The organism is uncultured Ligilactobacillus sp., from assembly GCF_948826705.1.
Classification (GTDB): domain Bacteria; phylum Bacillota; class Bacilli; order Lactobacillales; family Lactobacillaceae; genus Ligilactobacillus.
Genome location: NZ_CAQLEL010000135.1, coordinates 1 through 17,226, shown reverse-complemented (window position 1 = coordinate 17,226; position 17,226 = coordinate 1). Strand labels below are relative to the sequence as shown.

The following is a 17,226-nucleotide window of genomic DNA, read 5'->3' as shown; positions in this document are numbered from 1 at the left end:
TTTTATCTTTTATTATACACTCTTTTTGAAATTAAACGTAAAAAAACAACAGTTTAACTAAACTGTTGCTCAAATTTAAACTTTTATTTGAGTTTAGGACAAATAGACCGCTGCTTGTTGACCAGCTTGTCGACCAAACACTACCGTTTCAGCGATCGAGTTGCCCCCGATCCGATTATTGCCGTGCAATCCACCAGTGACCTCACCAGCGGCAAAGAGTCCAGCAATGATATCACCCGATTGATCTAAAACTTGAGCTTTTTCATTGATGTGTAAGCCCCCCATCGTGTAATGGATCGCTGGTGCAACGTGGATAGCGTAATAAGGTGCTTTTTCTAGCTTGCGCTGCATCCCAGTTGTTCGACCAAATTTAACATCTTGCTTAGTTTCGACCGCTGTATTCCATTGTAACAATGTATCTGCTAAAACGGTTGGATCTAGCTGAAGCTTTTCAGCTAGTTTCCTTGGTGTAGTTGCGCTGACGACCAAACCTTTGCTAGCGTAAAAATCGATCGCTTTGACCCGTTCTTTGACTCCGTGATCAAATATCAAATATGCAGCTTGCTCGGGTAAAGCCGTGATCTGTTCGGAAACAACTTTACGAGTCCCTAGCTCATTAGTAAAACGAACTCCTTGTTGATCAACTAAGATCGCCCCTTCACCTCGCACAGCTTCACCGATCAAATAGGTATGTGGTGTATCTTGTTGCACGGTCGGATGGATCTGGATCATTTCCATCTGTAACACTTGCGCTCCAATATGTTCTGCTAAAATGATCCCATCCCCAGTCGCTCCAGCTTGATTAGTCGTCTTGTACTCCAAGAGATCAGGACGATAGCGTTTGAGTAATTGCTTAGAGGCACCAAAACCTCCCGTTGCTAAGATGACTGCTGGTGCAAAGATCGTTTTGTACTCACCAGCAACTTGAATGTTTACCCCCTTGATCTTGCCAGCATCATCTTTTAACAGTTCTGTGACTGTTGTTTGGGTAAAGAGCGGAACTTTGATCTGGTCTAACAACCACAAAAGATTATTGACTAAAAAGGCTCCGATCGGAGCAGTACTCTTAGGGCGATGAGCACGTTTTTTCTTCATTCCACCAGTGATCGTCAAGTCATTTAAGATGATCCCATGCGAACGTAACCAATCGATCGCTTGCCCACTATGCGTCGTAAAGTAATTCAATAACTCAGGATCATTTAGGCGGCCCCCACCTTGGTATGTTTCTTGATAAAATTCAGCAAAGCTATCCACGATCCCTTCGCGCAACTGAATATTCGTTTCAGCTGCATTCATCCCTGAAGATGCTCGCATAGTGTTGCCTCCAACTGTAGGCATCTTCTCTAAAATAACCGGTCTTAGACCTAATTCTCGTGCTTGAAGAGCACTGACCAGGCCAGCTCCACCTGAACCGATGATCACAACATCATACTGTTCCTTTAGGTCACTTGGTGCACTTGGAGTAAATTTAAATTTTTCAGCCACGCTTTATAATAACTATACAAAATGCGGAATTATGTAGTTCATAACTAGAAAGAATATAGTTTTTCCTTTCTAAATCTCGCTTACCAGTAACACACAATACTCCCCACTAAATATTCACCCCACATTTCTCTTCCTAGTGAATATCAGTCAGCTACTACTGGTTTTCTTGCACTAATTCTATTTTATTGTAAAACACAAAAAAAGTGTAGTTCAAATTGAAAACTACACTTCATCTTATTTTATTTTTGATCCAAGCTTTTATCTTTAAAAATCATTTAGTGTTGTTTCTTCAGACAAAACCTCGACTAATTGACGTAAGATACGCTGAAAAACTGCCAGATCACGAACTGAGACTGTTTCTTCTAAACGATTTTGTAAAAGTTTCCAAAATTCGGAATTGGATTCCAATGCTTCGTGATATTTATCGGTCACAGAAAGATGTGTTACACGATGGTCTGCATCATCTAGCCTTTTTTGAATCAAACCAAGCTCAAGCAACTTTTTGATGTGATAATTCGTATTTGGAGTCGATTGCCCCAACAGTTTTGAGATCGTCCCGATCGTTGGATCTTTCAACTGATAGATTGCTTCCAAATAGTAGATATCGATCGCGCCGAGTTTTTCCAACCCCGGCATGTTGCTATTGCGATACTCGTGCAAACGCAAAACTTGGCACAAGTTAGTCGTCATTTTTTGTAATGAACTCATTACGTTAACCCCCTCTAAATCAATGAGCGCTGAAACTCGTAAGCTTAGCAATAAAATCTGATACGCTAATCTACTGCCATGCGCTCGCTTGCTGTAAAGGAAGGCATGACACACCCCTCGTAGATAGTATAGTTTTCACTATACTAATAGCAATTATATTGTACACTATTCTAAAATTAAAGTAAAAGATTATGATAAATTTATTTCTTCAAAAAAAGTCAATGCAAGTGTTTGATAAAGTCACTTAGCTCGGTTGAATCCATCTGATAGTTGCTATCGACCCATTTGAACAACAATGTTAAAAAGGCACCGGCTATCATATTTGCGGCTAATTTTTGGTCAGTTGCATTGAGCACCGTTTCTTCTATCCAAAGAACATTATGCAAACGATTATTTAAACTTGCTTCTAAAAGCTGTTCAGCAACCATATCGATCATGAGCGCATATAGAGAATTACTGCTATTGTTGATCGAAATATTTCGGAAAATATCCTTATCGCGAACGATCATTTCGATCATCGAATCAACAACATTATTCTCATCGATCTGCTCTAACCAGATCGTTTGAAAAACATAATGCAATAGATCGTATTTATCTTGAAAATAGCGATAAAACGTACTCCGGTGCACATCAGCTTCGCGGCAAAGTTGATCGACTGTTATCTTTTCGACTGCCTCATGATGCAAAAGAGCTAATAAAGCTTGCGCAAGGGCGTCTTTTTTTCTCACTTGACTCTTACTCATAGATCTATCCTTTATCCTTATCTTATCATTAGCATATCAAAAAGGTAGCTTTCCCTTTTTGCCTTATTAAATAATATAATGGAGTCTGCAGTAATTCAAGTACACATCAAAGTAAAAAAGGCAACAGCAAAAACCCAGACTGCTTTTAGATCTTTACTGTAGCCTCTTTTGCCACTTTTCTTAGCGCACCACTAATACAGAGATCGGTGCATGCTTTGCCATATAAGCTGCTTGGGATCCAAAGAATTTCTTGACGCCCTTCTTGGAAAGAGCTCCAATGATCAATAGATCTGGTTCAACTTTAGGAATGACACGCTTGATGATCGTTTCACCAGCATCCCCCTCAGCGATCACGACTTCGACCCGCTTGATCCCAGCTTGCAAAGCGATCTTGCGGTAACGTTCAACGTGCTTTTCCAATTCTTTACGTTCACCATGAATGTAATCAGCACTTAAGGCTTGGAAAACGTTCATCTCATCTGATTCAAGGATCGAAGTGATGCATAATGTAGCATCTAGATCCAAGGCTCGACGCATAGCTACACGAAAAGCAAGCTGTGCATCTTCAGAATCATCGACCCCAACTAGGATCTTTTTGATGTTTTTGATCGGTTCTTTGTCCATATCAACCATCCTAACTATAAATATTTTTTAACGTTCTTAGTATAACACATTTTTCAATATCCGAAAGAATAAATTAGGCATTCCTAAACAAGATAAATTTATTTACATTGTCGGCAACCTGCATGGTGAAACTCTGCCGGAATACAGTCACACTCCAATTCTTCGGGTGCACTACTTTTTTTATCCTCAAGTTTGGCAGTTATTTTAGCGATATCACCCTGTGTTAAATTGAGATTTTCCACTAAATAAGCTAAGGTCTTGCCCACATGCATCTGACAAATGTTGCTAAAATTCTGCATCAACTGAGCATCGATCGTCGCTTGTTCTTGGACTAAAGGCGAATAGATAAAACCACGCCCCTCTTTTTTAGTTTCAAGTGCGTCTTTGGCGACTAAGCGGCCCAAAAGCGTTTTAGTCGTTGCTGGTTTCCAGTTTTGCTTTACTTCCATGATCTCGATCAATTGGCGACTAGTCGCTTGACCCAATGTCCAGATCACGCGCATCACTTCCCACTCAGCGTTACTGATTTCGATTTGTTCTGTCATTTGATCACCCTGTCACTTTATTAACTATAATTATACCACGTACGCGTAATATTCCCTTGTTTTAACCCTTAGCTACCCATTAAAAATTACTCTACTTGTCACTTAAAAAAACTTATCTTATAATGAATAGGATTCTTAATACTGAGAAAGGAATTTTCACTATAATGTTATTTGAACTCTTAAAGGCTTTCTTATTCGGGGTCGTTGAAGGCATCACCGAATGGTTGCCGATCAGTAGTACTGGGCACATGATCTTACTAGATCAATTTGTCCAACTTGATGTCTCAAAAGATTTTTACAGCATGTTTGAAGTCGTGATCCAACTTGGGGCGATCTTAGCCGTAGTCGTGATCTACTGGCACAAGATCTGGCCATTCCATCAAGCCGATAAAAATGCACATACTCAAGGTATCTGGCGCTATGTCGACAAAGATATCATAATCATGTGGCTCAAGATCTTCATTGCTTGTTTACCCGCTGGGATCATCGGCGTAGCTTTCAATGATACTTTTGAACGTCTCTTTTATAACCCGACCTGTGTAGCTATCGCCTTGATCGTTTTTGGTATTGCTTTTATTTTGATCGAAGATATACATAAAAATAAGCAACCTAAGATCACCTCGATCGCTGAACTTTCGTATTACACCGTAGTTTTGATCGGCTTTTTCCAATTGATCGCGGCGGTATTTCCCGGGACATCTCGTTCAGGGGCCACGATCGTAGGTGCTTTGATCTTAGGCGTTTCTCGGACAGTTGCGACTGAATTCACTTTCTTCTTGGCGATCCCTGTCATGTTTGGTGCTGCTCTATTCAAATTAGTTAAATTTGGGTTTAGCTTTACACCTTTAGAAATTTGGATCTTGATCGTCGGTCTAGTTACAGCCTTCATCACTTCGATCATTGCGATCAAGTTCTTGATGCAATATATCAAAAAGCATACTTTCAAAGCTTTCGGATGGTATCGCATCATCTTAGGGCTTTTGGTCATTGCTTATTTCTGGTTTATAAAATAATTTTATCAGCGTGTGAGACGCTGCATGAATAACGCGGGCTTTCCATGATGCGATCCTTACATCATGAAGGGCTCGCGTTATTAAATTATGATCGTAGTCGCTATTTTTTAAGGAATTTCAAAATTTGAGATGAATTTGCTTAATTCAGTTGTCTTTTTGGACCGTCTCCAGTAGAATCGTATTTACTAACTTTAAGAGGAGAATTTTAATGGACACAACAGTTTTGACCGAACTTATCGGACAGTATGGATATCTCGGGATCGCACTGCTGATCGCCCTTGAAAATATTTTTCCACCGATCCCTTCAGAGGTAGTTTTGACATTTACCGGATTTTTGACCTTGACTGCTGGTCTAAATATTTTGGGTGCGATCACCGCCGCTACGATCGGGGCCATTCTAGGGGCAGCGGTCTTATATGCAGTGGGCCATTTCTTATCTGTCGAACGCCTTGAAAAGCTCTTAAACGGTAAAATCGGCCAAACATTACGCTTCAAAGCTAAAGATCTAAATAAAGCAACTAACTTCTTCCAAAAAAATGGCGTTTTAGCCTTGTTCTTTGGCAGATTCGTACCCGTAGTTCGCTCTTTGATCTCCGTTCCTGCAGGCATGACCCATTATAAATTTACAAGTTTTATCATTTTGACGACTCTTGGCACCTTGATCTGGAATACTGTCTTGATCTTCGTTGGTCGTATGGCTGGTTCAGCCTGGCCTCAGATCGTTGCCATGATCGAGACTTATTCGTTAGTGACCGTGATCGTCTTAGCCCTTGCATTTGTAGGCGGTGGCTTTTACTTCTTTAATCGTAAAAAGGCATAAAAGAGATCTACATGACAAGATCATTAAGTTGAGCATACAGCACTAAAAATTAGATATTGAAAAAGAGATCAGAACCATAATTTTGGGTCATCTGATCTCTTTTTATCAGCACGTTTTCTCTAATAAAGTTAACTTTATAGATATGATCGATCACTTTCTTAGAGTGATACATGATTTATAATCATTACTGACCACTTAATTTGTCTGAAAAGACCTTAGAAACGCCCGCTAACTCTTTTAATTGTCTATCTAAGTTTTTAGTCTAATAAGGAAAATACTGTCCGTCTGCTTTTTTGCCTTCAAATATATGGATTTGTTCACTACAACTCATAGTTTTTTATTCCTATCCATGTTTTAAGTAAATACCCAACTCTAATGTCCTACCTCAGAAGCTTGTTATACTCCAAATGTAGATAGGGGACAAATGAGAATATGCCTTGATTTTGATTTATTCAGGTGCGTATACTGGTACTCTTTTGGTACAATATTGAGAGAAATTAAAAATTGAGTAATGAAAATGAGGTGGAGACTATGAAAGTTGTATTGGCGTGTTTACTGGTCACTGTAATCGTTATTATAACAATTGGAATAGTATCCGTACTAAAAAATAGAGAACGCTTGTCGAAAAAAGCTTATTGGTCAGTTTTACTCATTTTTTCACTTATTGCGATTTTTTGTGCAATTGGTTTACTCTTTGTATTACTCTTTGGGTATAATTCGTAACTGAATTTTTTGTAATAAATAAACAGCCCTAATAGCTACTCATAGGGGCTGTTTGCTTATTTTTCAATTGCTAAACTTACATATTAGAACTGAATAATTTTAATGCAGCAGTGGCATACGCACTTTTATATGTTAAAGGACTATTTGTTTTGACAATAGGTAAAAGTCGCCGTACAAAGACTCTATTGCAAGCTTTACTTTTACTTGGAAACATTTATCATGTCCTCTACAAGAGCGCTATCTAGGTCATCTACAGTTTTTTTATTCCAGCCTTTATTTCCTTTTCCGCAGTAGTTACCCATAACTTCCTATTGGAAATAATGCTCACCTCCACATTATAATAATCTCCATTAAAATCATAGATGTTAAAAAAGAGAGTTTGTATCAAATTTCTAAATTGAAATTTTGATACAAACTCTCTTAACTTAATGACATTACTACATGATCTGCTATTTTTTATGCTTGATACATATATTCACGTGTAATTGGTAAGTTGCTACCACTTGGTCCTTTCGAGATCAAGTACTGGATCACATCGATATTGCCCGACTCAAACGAAGCCGCACAAGCTTGCAGATACAGATCCCACATGCGAATAAAACGTTCATCTTCAATTTTTCTGATCTCAGGTAGTGCACGGCGGAAGTTTTGGTCCCATATTTCCAATGTTTTTTGGTAGTGGCGACGCAAAGTTTCTATGTCAGCTACTTGCATTCCTGCATCAACAATATGTTCGATATTTTCAGCCAAACCAGGTACATAACCACCTGGGAAAATATATTTATCGATCCACGCATTGACTGCCCCACCTTGTTGCCGTGTGATCCCGTGGATCAAAGCTACGCCGTTTGGTTTTAAATAATCGGAGATCTTTTGGAAATATTCACCTAGATTTTCCTTACCTACGTGTTCAAACATGCCTACGCTAGTGATATAGTCAAAAGGTTCATGTTTGAGCTCACGGTAATCTTCCAAAATAACTTTAGCCCGATCTTCTAGCCCTTCAGCTTTGATCCGCTGGGTGACTAGATCGTATTGTTCCTTACTTAACGTGATCCCAACAACATTTAGATCATACTCTTTGCAGGCAGTCAGCATCAATGTGCCCCACCCGCAACCGATATCAAGTAAAGTTTTCCCGGGTTTAGGATCTAACTTATTGATGATATGATGCACTTTATTTTTTTGAGCTTCTTCAAGCGTATCTTGTGGTCGCTTGAAATATGCGCACGAATAGGTCAGTGTCTTATCGAGCCACAAACGATAAAAATCATTACCGATATCGTAGTGGCTTTGCACATCTGACTTACTTTTTCGCTCAGTATGTGATTGTTTTGGTAAAAAGTGTTTGAGCTTACTATTGTTCAAAAAGCTATCAGCTGATTCATAGGCTGAGGTTATCAGGTCTTGGATCGAGCCTTCGATCTCAATTTCTTTGTCCATATATGCTTCACCTAAAGTCAATGAGGCATTATGAACTAACTCTCGCATCGAAAAATCTCGGTGGAAGGTTATTTTTACTTGCGGTTCACCATCTCCGTACCGTTCTGTTTTACCGTTGGCATAAGTCACTTGTACCGGAATGTTGAATGAATGTTCGAGCACTTCTTTTAACAAGAAATTATTAAACATCTAATTTCCGCCGCCCTTCTAAAAATAAATATAATAACATGTATATTTTAGCACTAGTCTTTACTAAATGTAAGCAACTAGATCTATTTATTTTTATCATCCATAAAATCGAGTAAATTTTTCTTTTTTGGGGTCTTAGTTTGCACTCCTTTCAAGAGTTGCGTTCGTGTGACTCCAACAAAAAACAATTCCTGTTTAGCACGTGAGACCGCTGTATATGCTAGCCCATGATTTTCTGGCTCTAAGACGTAGACTCGTTTAGCCCCACTCCCTTGAGCCTTGTGGATCGTTAAGGCGTATGCTAAAAGGAGATCTTTTTTAGCTCGATACAGGGGCAATTTATACTTTCCGACTTCAGTTTGGACCGTTACCGTGCTATCTTCATCATCATTTTTAAGCTCAAGTCCTATGATCTCACCAAATTCACTATTCGTATAGCCATAATTTTGAAAACTATCATCATTGTGATAAAAAACGACCTTTGCTCCGATAAAAAAGCCACCCCGACCAAGACCATTTTGAAAATAAAACGGCACAACTTTTTGCTTATCCTTTGATAAAATGCGATAAAATTGCTGATTTATCAAACCAACAGTCTTATTACGATAAGCCAAGATCATGCACTCTTCCAAAGCTTCGTGTTGATATTTAGCTAAGACCATTTCTTTACCGGTAGCCGTCTTAAATGCCTGACTGCGAGTTAAATAGCTGGTGTCTTTAGCTCGACAAGCAGCGATCAACTCACCAGTTGCTTTATCTTTACAGCGCAGATTGGCTCTAAAATAAAAGCAGGCTCCTTTAGCTTTTATCAAGGCCATGGGATCACCACAAACACTTAGTGCATCTTCATCTTGTGATACTGGCGGTAACTGTTTTTCATCTCCGACCAAAAGATAACGAACTTTCGTACTAAAAGTTTGGGTCAATTTTGCTAATAACTCCAGTGGCGCCATCGATACCTCATCAATAATGATCACTTCATAATCATTCACCAGATCTTCATTGCCATTTTCGATCTCATAGATCACATGTTGCAAAGTATCATTGTTAAAAAAGCCATGTTGCGCTAAATTCAGCCGTGCTTTGTGCGTCGGAGCTAAAGCTAAAGTCTTTTTAGGATCAAGGATCTGGCCCAAAGTGTAAGTTTTCCCCGAACCCCCAACACCTAGTAAGTTGATGATGACGTGCTTATTTTGAGCAAGCCACTTTAAGAAATCAAATTGCTCTTTGGTCGGTCGATAAGTTTTTGGCGGATGGATCAATGGCAACTTGCGCCGTGAGAGCTTACCCAATAACTGGCTAAAGTTTTGTTCATATTGGCATTTATCGGCTAAATGTAGCGTATGACTACAATTTTTCTTGCATAAATAGCCAAATTCCTTGAGCAATTTTAACTCTGATAGATCAGTCGCCTGACTTTTGGGTAATACTTCACCTGCTTGCTTTAAATAGACTAGATCATCACACCCCTTTAAATGCCTCTTTGCTGTTTCATCCAAAAGGTCGTTTAACTCCAGCAATCCAGCGATCTTTGGCCGGTCAAAAGCTGGGATCTGCAAAAGCGAAAAAACACGGGATCGTTCCCATTTGGACTTGAAGAATTCGTCTTCTTCCAGATGATCATTGAAGATCGAACGCAAAAAAAGATCGGGAAACTTAGGCAGATATTTACGGTAATACGTTCGTTCATCTCTGATCGAACACGACATGTAACCCTTAAACTCTAAAAATTTAGGCTTTGTGACCGCTAATTCTTGCCATTTTCCAGTCGCAAAGCGTTGTTTTTGGAGCTCACTCATCCCGTTGATAAAAAATTTATACGCCCGATATTTGGGATGGGAAGTTTTAGCGATCGGGGTCTTATTTTTAGCAAACTGAATAAATTTAAAGCGCATATGCATTGGAGATTTCCCCGTCCACTTAGCCAAAGTTTCAACAAAAAATTCCAATTTTGGGACTGCATTTTCTTTAGCTTGCTCTAAAAATTCAGCCAACTGGGTCTCATTTTTGAATTTGACCGCCGTTTTTAAAGCTAACTGATAAGCTGCCTCACGGTTTTTGGGCGTCTCAGTCGCTAAATGTGCCTCAACTAAGGGATAGATATTCTCCTCTGCTTCATTGAGCACAAAAGCACATTTAGCTAAAAAGTAATTGACCGAACGATATGTCGGTGCACTTTGTCGGATCTCATCAAAATAAAAACGCGCCTTTTGATATTGCTTTTGGCGCATTGCCTCACAAGCCTCTTGGTATGTTTTTCTTATTGTTTTCTCAAGCATCTTATCACCACCTTCAAAGTCTTAATAAAAATTTATATTACTTTTACAGACAAATAAAAAATTCTATGTTATGCTTTTCTAAACAGCTAAGAAAGGGAATACATTGCATACAGCTAAGAAAGGGTGGATTCGATGTTCAAACACATTAAACGTTTCTTATGGTTGTTTCTTGCGATCATTAGTTTTATCTTTGGAGTGATCGGAATCTTACTTCCAGTTGTCCCCCAAGTGCCCTTCTTTATTTTAGGCTTTTTCAGTCTCTCGAAGTTTTCACCGCGCTTCCACAACTGGATGGTGAATACTAAGCTCTACCGTAAACTCCAAAAATTTCTGGACGAAAAAATAGCTGAAGCTGAAGCGAGATCAGAGCATATCAAGCAAACTTGGTATCAAGTCCTTTGGCTAAAATTCTTATTACTCGCAAAAAATTAATGATTAACGCCCACAAGCAACGTCAACTCTTGAAGTTTGCGTTACTTATGGGCGTTATTTATTTTAAACGTTATTATCACCTAACGCAGCTTTTAAAGCCTGAGCTAGAGCACTTTCTTTAGGTTCATTATCTTGATTGATCTTCTTTAGAAGGCGTCGTTCTTCGTGTTTGGTCATCTTCTTGTTCTTCTTTTTGCCCCCAGTTAATTTTTCAGTCGTACCGTCATATTTACATCTGAAATAATCCCCATTCTTACCACTGACGATCAACATCTTCTTGTGACAAACAGGACAACGATGATTGGAGACTTTTGCCTCAGCTCGACGCTTATAATCACAACTTTCATTGGTGCAGACCAGTAATTTGCCATCCCGAACCTTCTTTTCCTTCAAAAAGGCACCACATTTTGGACATTTTTTCTTAGTCAATGAAAAGTCTTGATATTTTTGTTGACTATTCTTCACTTCACGAACTAAACGCTTAGTATCAGTTTCGATCTCACGTAAGAATTTTTTGCCATCATAATTGCCCTTAGCGATCTGCTCAAGTTGTCGTTCCCACTTTTCAGTCAATTGTGGGCTAACGAGCTCTTCATTGACCAATTCAAGCAATTGTTGGCCTTTTTTAGTCACCCGTAAACTATTATTAGTTCGTTCCATCAGTTCCGATTTGACTAATTTTTCGATGATCTCCGCTCGTGTCGCTGGTGTCCCTAAACTATAACGCTCCATTTGCGCTAAAAGCGAACCTTCACTCAATGGCTTAGGCGGGGTCGTTAAGGCTTCTTTGACCGTAAAGCGAGGAGAAACTTGCATACCTTCGCTAAATTTAGCTACTGGCTTTTCTGGTGTTGTATCCTTTTTCCAACCAGCTTCAATTACTTTTGTTTGGGTCAATTTAAAATGTTCCTTACCAAAAGCAAATACGATCTTTTCTTGACGTTCTTTGTGAAGTGGTGCAAATAAACCCACAAATCTTTCAGCGATCAAAGTATAGATCCGATGTTCATCACTGCTGAGCTTATTATACTGGGGTAACTGTTCAGTTGGGATCAAGGCATGGTGATCTGTCACCTTAGTGTCGTTAAAAGCTTTATTTTGAACGACTTTTGCTCCCTTAACAGCATATTGCTTGGCTTCTGGAAATAGTCCTTTGATCGCATGTAATCTATCTTTTAACGTCGCCTTTAGATCATTAGACAGATATTTACTATCAGTCCGAGGATAAGATACGATCTTGTGAACTTCATATAAACTTTGCACTAATGACAAGGTCTTTTTAGCAGAATAGCCGTACTTTTCGTTGGCAACTCGCTGTAATTCGGTTAGATCGTATGGTAAAGGAGCAGGGATCGCTTTATCTTTAGCCGTGATCTGCTCGACTTTACCATTTTGGGAACTCATCTTTTTAACGAGTTCATCTACTTCTTTACGCTCTTTTAGGACATGAGGATCTTTTTGGATCCGTGTCGCTCTTTGGTTAGCAACCTCGAGACTGAGCGTAAAATATTTTTGCGGGATAAATTTACTGATCTTTTCTTCTTGCTTAGCGACTAAAGCTAAAGTTGGCGTTTGGACCCGACCAGCCGATAAATTATCCTGGTATTTGACCGTTAAAGCACGTGTCACATTCAATCCGATCAGCCAGTCAGCTTTAGCCCGCGCCAAGGCCGAATAATAAAGATCATCGTAAGCTTTAGCTGGTTTTAGTGAAGCAAAACCTTCTTTGATCGCTTTATTAGTTTGTGAAGAGATCCATAAACGTTTGACTGGCTTATTGAAACGAATATATTCCAAGATCCAGCGCGCCACTAATTCACCCTCACGCCCTGCATCGGTAGCGATGATCGCTTCTGAGATATCTTTTCGTTTAGCTAAATTAGCGATCGCTTTTAATTGTGCTTTCGTTTTAGGTAACGGCTTAGTCCCGATATACTTAGGGATCATTGGCAAAGTTTCCATTTGCCAAGTTTGCCATTCATTTTTTAGATCTTCTGGCATCTTCAAAGTCAATAAGTGTCCAAGAGCCCAAGTAACAACATGATCTTTACCTTCATAATAATTTTTGTATTTTTTATCTGCGCCCAAGATCTTACTTAGATCACGGGCAACACTCGGTTTTTCTGCCAACACTAATCGTTTCATTTTTTTCTTCCTTTAAGTTTGATAATTTTTATTATCTAATTTAATCTACTTTTTTGCAAATTTTTCAAGCCAATGAAAAAAGTGGCCCAAATGAACCACTTTTCTGACTAATCTTTAACTACTTTGATCGGTAATAAGAATTTTTGCCACAGTCCTAGGCATTGCGCCATTAACTCTGGATAAGCTTGTGGTCTGATCTTTTGCCCATTTTGGGTCAAAAACTCAAACTCCACGCCACCTTTTTCAGCTGTATAAAAATCAGTCGGTAAAAACTCATTTTTAGCATAAAATTTCAAACGTCGTAAACGCTCCTGGTTGTTAGTCGCAGTTTCATCAGGCCTTTCCGCACTTAAGCCGATCACTTGACCTTGATAACGCTCTTTTATCAGCTTCATCAAACCACTGCCATGCCCTTTAGAACGCTCAGTCTCTTTGATCGCCAAAAAGAACACATAGACTAGTTCGGCATTTTTGACCGTATAGATAAAGCCGACCCAGTTATCATCGTCATAGAGACTACAAAATTCGGCTATCTCAGTCTTAGTACGCTTTTTTAACAGCCAAAATGGGATCCGTTCTACGGCTGGAAAAGCACTCAAATACAATTCTTTTATCTTAGGTAGATCAGCTGGTGTTGCTGTAACTAATTTCAAAGTCATAATATCCTCCTCATCGCTACTTCTCAACTATAGCAGACCTCTCCTAATAACTCTAGCCTTCTTGATAGAGAGCTTTTACAGCTTCGATATCTTTTGGTTGGATCGAATAATATGATCCAGCCGACTGCATCACTGAAACATTTTCATCATCATGCGCCAAACCGATCGCATGCCCTAATTCATGTTCTGCTGTATTAGTTATCCGCAATTGCGAATAACCATACTGTGCATTCAGTAAATAATAGGAATTGAGATAGACATCTGCACTGGTCAGATGATTCGTCAATTGATTTATCATGGTATGCGTCACCCCAGCAGCACTGGTATTGGCATCATTTTGTTGTTTTAAAATGATCTGGGCTCGTTTTTTATCATCAGTCAAATCAAAGTTAAAAGCCCCAGTTTGGTTCCAATTTTCGATCGCCCTTAAATAGGCAGTTCGGAAGCGTTCATCACTTGCTTCAAGATAAACAGTCGCTGTGTTTTTGCTCCAACGTGCGCCACTTGACGCTTGCGCATTGGTATCTTCAGAATAACTTTGCGCCGTCGGATCACTTTGGGATATGCTTTCAGTTTTAACATTCGGCAGCTTTCCTTGATCTGGGATGATCTTAGTTACCAAAGTCTGTATCTCACGCACAACTGGGAGCGCGTAAGGACTAGTCATAAACCACAACAAGCCTAAACTTAAGCTAGCAGTGATAAAAAGGGTCAAAAATAGATTCCAAATGAAACGTAAAAATCTGATTTTGCGTCACCTCGCAATTATTTTTTGCTCCCTGTACTTACTAATTGTACACAACTTTTGACTTGAAACTTTTAAAGAATTCTTTAAATTTACCTATGCCTGTTCCAAAGCTTGTTTGAGATCTTGGAGTAAATCTTCTTTAGCTTCGATCCCCACTGATAGTCGGATCAATTCATCACTGATCCCATCTTTTAGCCGGATCGCACGTGGGATCGCCCCATGTGTCATGATCGCAGGAACTTCGATCAAACTTTCCACTGAACCCAAGCTTTCTGCTAACGTGATCAAATGCAAGGATTCGATAAAGGCTTTTACATCAGCCCCATTTATCAATTCAAATGAGATCATCCCCCCAAAATCACGCATTTGTTTTTTAGCAAGTTCATGTTCTGGCGCACTTGGATCACCAGGATAATAGATCTTAGCAACTTTTTTGTGTTTTTGCAAAAATTCAAAGATAGCCCTAGTATTTTCGTTATGCGCGCGCATCCGGACCGCTAATGTCTTGATCCCTCGTTGTAATAACCAACTATCTTGTGGTCCTAAAATAGCCCCGATCGCATTTTGTAAGTAAGCTAATTTATCCCCGAGTTCTTGACTCTTAGTGACCGCTAAGCCTGCCACAAGGTCGCTATGTCCCCCGAGATATTTTGAAGCACTATGGACCACGATATCAGCGCCTAGTTCTAATGGTCGTTGCAGATACGGAGTTGCAAAAGTATTATCCACGATCACCAATAGTTCGTTAGCATGTGCCAAATCAGATAGTAAACGCAGATCAGAGACATGTAACAAAGGATTAGTCGGTGTTTCTAAATATAGTGCCTTTGTATTCGGCTGGATAGCCTGCTTGACTGCCTTTAGATCACGGGTGTCGACTGCTGTAAATTCTAGGCCAAGACGATTTAAGACTGTGTTTAATAACCGGAAAGTTCCACCATATACATCATTTCCTACGACGACATGATCACCCTTAGAAAATAAATTAAAAACGGCATGGATCGCTGCCGAACCCGAAGCAAAGGCTAGACCACGTGTACCATTTTCTAGCTCTGCGATCAACTGTTCAAGTGCATTGCGTGTTGGATTACCAGTTCGGGAATATTCATAAGCTGGTGTTCCCCCGAGCTCTGCTTGCTTATAGGTCGAGACCTGATAGATCGGTACACTCACCGCACCTGTTGTCTTATCATTACTGATGCCACCATGGATCAACTTTGAATCAAATTTCATTTAAATTTCCTCCTCAAATCGATAAATATGTTTACTTAAATAACGTTCTGAACTATCGGGAAAAATCGTGACGATATTACTGTTTTGGGGTAGCTCTTGTGCTAATTTTAAACTAGCCGCTAAAGCAGCTCCACTCGAACTTCCAACGAATAACCCGTTTGTCAATGCCAGTTTTTCGACTTGTGCAAAAGCCTCCTGATCACTTATCGTATAGATCATATCTGGCTTGGTCTTAGCAAAAAACGGCGGAATAAATTCAACTCCGATCCCTTCAGTCAAATGACTGGCAGGAGCGCCCCCATTTAGGATCGAGCCTTCTGGTTCAACTACTGCCGCTGTTAACCCAGGAAATTTTTGCTTTAAAGCTTGCGTAATTCCAGCAAATGTTCCCCCACTGCCGGCTCCAGCTACAAAAGCGTCTAAACTCAACTTATTTTCCGCAAATTCAGCAATGATCTCTGGTGCCAAACCAGTTGCATAAGTAGCTGGATTTGCCGGATTTTCAAATTGTAGCGGTAAGTAGCTATCCGAGATCTGAGCAGCTAATTTCTTAGCTTTAGCGATCGCACCTTTGATCCCTAATTCACTCGGCGTATGTACTATTTTTGCACCTAGCGCCCGCATCAACATCTGCTTTTCCTGGCTAAATTTTTCGGGTACGACTAAGATCGTTTTTAAACCCCGTTTTTGCGCTGCTAAGGCTAGACCGATCCCAGTATTGCCCGCCGTGGGTTCAATGATGGTCGTTTCTGTTGTTAACAGGCCTTTTTCCTGCGCATCATCCATGAGATACTCCCCTAAGCGATCTTTGATACTGCCACCTGGATTAAACATCTCTAACTTGGCATAGATCGATACATGATTTGGCGTTTCGACTGCAAGTTTCATCAACGGTGTCTGACCGATCAGCTGTGATACATCTTGATATATCATATTCTTCCCTTCTTTCTGCGATCTGAGTAGAAAAAAAGGGCGCAAACTTTAAAAAGTTTGCGCCCTCTTACGTTGAAGAGATCCCCCTAGTTACGTCAAAAAACTCAACGCAAATGGACCTTCTTCGCTAGCTGGCGCGAAGAAGGACAACATGTATGAGCCATATTGTCGATAACTAAAGTCTTCATCGTAATTCCTCTTTTCAAATCGTTACCAATACAATAACACTTACTTTTCGTAAATGCAATCCCTCTTGCAAAAAAATTTTTCTTTGCTAAAATTAAGCTAAATATTTTAATGAGGAGGAAATAACTGTTAATCAAAATATATTAAAATGTAATCAAACGCAATATAATATCTACAAAAAAAGATGAAATGTGAGGTAGATATTATGGCGATATTAAAACCAAAAGAAATGGCTGAAAGATTGGGCGTTACTGTTCTGACCCTACAACGCTGGGATAATAATGGGACTTTAAAAGCTTATCGTACTCCAACTAATCG

Annotated in this window: 17 protein-coding genes and 1 pseudogene; 5 read left to right on the top strand and 13 right to left on the bottom strand. The window is 39.6% G+C overall.

Going from position 1 to position 17,226, the window contains the following annotated elements; genetic code table 11:
• Positions 1-93 precede the first annotated feature (93 nt).
• From Q9Q35_RS09855 to Q9Q35_RS09835, 5 genes are all read right to left on the bottom strand, one after another.
• The gene (locus Q9Q35_RS09855; protein WP_304653203.1) at positions 94-1,485 is read right to left on the bottom strand and encodes a flavocytochrome c; all 1,392 of its coding nucleotides are present in this window, start codon (positions 1,483-1,485) and stop codon (positions 94-96) included.
• Positions 1,486-1,749: 264 nt separating this feature from the next.
• On the bottom strand, positions 1,750-2,193 hold the full coding sequence (locus Q9Q35_RS09850; RefSeq protein ID WP_289189510.1) for a MarR family winged helix-turn-helix transcriptional regulator: 444 nt from the start codon (positions 2,191-2,193) through the stop codon (positions 1,750-1,752).
• A gap of 218 nt (positions 2,194-2,411) precedes the next feature.
• Positions 2,412-2,936, bottom strand: coding sequence for a TetR/AcrR family transcriptional regulator (locus tag Q9Q35_RS09845; protein WP_304653202.1), 525 nt, complete (start codon positions 2,934-2,936; stop codon positions 2,412-2,414).
• Positions 2,937-3,116: 180 nt separating this feature from the next.
• Positions 3,117-3,560 (bottom strand): universal stress protein, encoded by a 444-nt coding sequence (locus Q9Q35_RS09840; protein ID WP_304653201.1) that lies wholly within the window; start codon positions 3,558-3,560, stop codon positions 3,117-3,119.
• A 98-nt stretch (positions 3,561-3,658) separates the two neighbouring features.
• Positions 3,659-4,105, bottom strand: a complete 447-nt coding sequence (locus Q9Q35_RS09835) for a CopY/TcrY family copper transport repressor (RefSeq protein WP_304653200.1) — start codon at positions 4,103-4,105, stop codon at positions 3,659-3,661.
• Positions 4,106-4,269: 164 nt separating this feature from the next.
• Between Q9Q35_RS09835 and Q9Q35_RS09830 the strand changes: the two genes are divergently transcribed.
• Both Q9Q35_RS09830 and Q9Q35_RS09825 read left to right on the top strand, forming a co-directional pair.
• The gene (locus tag Q9Q35_RS09830) at positions 4,270-5,118 is read left to right on the top strand and encodes an undecaprenyl-diphosphate phosphatase (protein WP_304653199.1); all 849 of its coding nucleotides are present in this window, start codon (positions 4,270-4,272) and stop codon (positions 5,116-5,118) included.
• 208 nt (positions 5,119-5,326) lie between these two features.
• Entirely contained in the window at positions 5,327-5,938 is a 612-nt protein-coding gene (locus tag Q9Q35_RS09825) for a DedA family protein (RefSeq protein ID WP_304653198.1), read from the top strand.
• A 187-nt stretch (positions 5,939-6,125) separates the two neighbouring features.
• Here Q9Q35_RS09825 and Q9Q35_RS09820 read toward each other — a convergent pair.
• A pseudogene (locus Q9Q35_RS09820) lies at positions 6,126-6,197 on the bottom strand (recombinase family protein); the annotation flags it as partial.
• Between the two features lie 272 nt (positions 6,198-6,469).
• Between Q9Q35_RS09820 and Q9Q35_RS09815 the strand changes: the two are divergent.
• Entirely contained in the window at positions 6,470-6,661 is a 192-nt protein-coding gene (locus tag Q9Q35_RS09815; protein WP_304653197.1) for a hypothetical protein, read from the top strand.
• Between the two features lie 456 nt (positions 6,662-7,117).
• Here the strand turns inward: Q9Q35_RS09815 and Q9Q35_RS09810 are convergent, their stop codons facing one another.
• Positions 7,118-8,293, bottom strand: a complete 1,176-nt coding sequence (locus Q9Q35_RS09810; protein WP_304653196.1) for a cyclopropane-fatty-acyl-phospholipid synthase family protein — start codon at positions 8,291-8,293, stop codon at positions 7,118-7,120.
• 83 nt (positions 8,294-8,376) lie between these two features.
• Positions 8,377-10,572 (bottom strand): ATP-dependent RecD-like DNA helicase, encoded by a 2,196-nt coding sequence (locus tag Q9Q35_RS09805; protein WP_304653195.1) that lies wholly within the window; start codon positions 10,570-10,572, stop codon positions 8,377-8,379.
• Between the two features lie 132 nt (positions 10,573-10,704).
• Between Q9Q35_RS09805 and Q9Q35_RS09800 the strand changes: the two genes are divergently transcribed.
• Complete coding sequence (locus Q9Q35_RS09800) at positions 10,705-11,004, top strand: DUF454 family protein (protein ID WP_304653194.1); 300 nt, start codon at positions 10,705-10,707, stop codon at positions 11,002-11,004.
• 63 nt (positions 11,005-11,067) lie between these two features.
• Here the strand turns inward: Q9Q35_RS09800 and Q9Q35_RS09795 are convergent, their stop codons facing one another.
• From Q9Q35_RS09795 to Q9Q35_RS09775, 5 genes are all read right to left on the bottom strand, one after another.
• Entirely contained in the window at positions 11,068-13,149 is a 2,082-nt protein-coding gene (locus tag Q9Q35_RS09795; RefSeq protein ID WP_304653193.1) for a DNA topoisomerase 3, read from the bottom strand.
• Positions 13,150-13,256: 107 nt separating this feature from the next.
• Positions 13,257-13,808 carry a GNAT family N-acetyltransferase gene (locus Q9Q35_RS09790; RefSeq protein ID WP_304653192.1) on the bottom strand — a complete coding sequence of 184 codons (552 nt, stop codon included), beginning with the start codon at positions 13,806-13,808 and terminating at the stop codon, positions 13,257-13,259.
• 52 nt (positions 13,809-13,860) lie between these two features.
• Positions 13,861-14,475: a matrixin family metalloprotease gene (locus Q9Q35_RS09785; RefSeq protein WP_304653191.1), complete on the bottom strand. Its 615-nt coding sequence runs from the start codon at positions 14,473-14,475 to the stop codon at positions 13,861-13,863.
• Positions 14,476-14,649: 174 nt separating this feature from the next.
• A complete protein-coding gene (locus tag Q9Q35_RS09780; RefSeq protein ID WP_304653190.1) occupies positions 14,650-15,789 on the bottom strand; it encodes a PLP-dependent aspartate aminotransferase family protein in 1,140 nt (379 codons plus the stop codon).
• A complete protein-coding gene (locus Q9Q35_RS09775; RefSeq protein ID WP_304653189.1) occupies positions 15,790-16,722 on the bottom strand; it encodes a PLP-dependent cysteine synthase family protein in 933 nt (310 codons plus the stop codon).
• A 391-nt stretch (positions 16,723-17,113) separates the two neighbouring features.
• Here Q9Q35_RS09775 and Q9Q35_RS09770 point away from each other — a divergent pair.
• On the top strand, positions 17,114-17,226 hold a 113-nt coding region (locus tag Q9Q35_RS09770), incomplete at its 3' end, for a MerR family transcriptional regulator (RefSeq protein WP_370648878.1).

Coding starts and splice junctions, on each gene's coding strand:
- Q9Q35_RS09850 (WP_289189510.1), bottom strand. CDS start 2,193: ATGAGTTCATTACAAAAAATGACGACTAACTTGTGCCAAGTTTTGCGT.
- Q9Q35_RS09845 (WP_304653202.1), bottom strand. CDS start 2,936: ATGAGTAAGAGTCAAGTGAGAAAAAAAGACGCCCTTGCGCAAGCTTTA.
- Q9Q35_RS09840 (WP_304653201.1), bottom strand. CDS start 3,560: ATGGACAAAGAACCGATCAAAAACATCAAAAAGATCCTAGTTGGGGTC.
- Q9Q35_RS09835 (WP_304653200.1), bottom strand. CDS start 4,105: ATGACAGAACAAATCGAAATCAGTAACGCTGAGTGGGAAGTGATGCGC.
- Q9Q35_RS09830 (WP_304653199.1), top strand. CDS start 4,270: ATGTTATTTGAACTCTTAAAGGCTTTCTTATTCGGGGTCGTTGAAGGC.
- Q9Q35_RS09825 (WP_304653198.1), top strand. CDS start 5,327: ATGGACACAACAGTTTTGACCGAACTTATCGGACAGTATGGATATCTC.
- Q9Q35_RS09815 (WP_304653197.1), top strand. CDS start 6,470: ATGAAAGTTGTATTGGCGTGTTTACTGGTCACTGTAATCGTTATTATA.
- Q9Q35_RS09810 (WP_304653196.1), bottom strand. CDS start 8,293: ATGTTTAATAATTTCTTGTTAAAAGAAGTGCTCGAACATTCATTCAAC.
- Q9Q35_RS09805 (WP_304653195.1), bottom strand. CDS start 10,572: ATGCTTGAGAAAACAATAAGAAAAACATACCAAGAGGCTTGTGAGGCA.
- Q9Q35_RS09800 (WP_304653194.1), top strand. CDS start 10,705: ATGTTCAAACACATTAAACGTTTCTTATGGTTGTTTCTTGCGATCATT.
- Q9Q35_RS09795 (WP_304653193.1), bottom strand. CDS start 13,149: ATGAAACGATTAGTGTTGGCAGAAAAACCGAGTGTTGCCCGTGATCTA.
- Q9Q35_RS09790 (WP_304653192.1), bottom strand. CDS start 13,808: ATGACTTTGAAATTAGTTACAGCAACACCAGCTGATCTACCTAAGATA.
- Q9Q35_RS09785 (WP_304653191.1), bottom strand. CDS start 14,475: ATGACTAGTCCTTACGCGCTCCCAGTTGTGCGTGAGATACAGACTTTG.
- Q9Q35_RS09780 (WP_304653190.1), bottom strand. CDS start 15,789: ATGAAATTTGATTCAAAGTTGATCCATGGTGGCATCAGTAATGATAAG.
- Q9Q35_RS09775 (WP_304653189.1), bottom strand. CDS start 16,722: ATGATATATCAAGATGTATCACAGCTGATCGGTCAGACACCGTTGATG.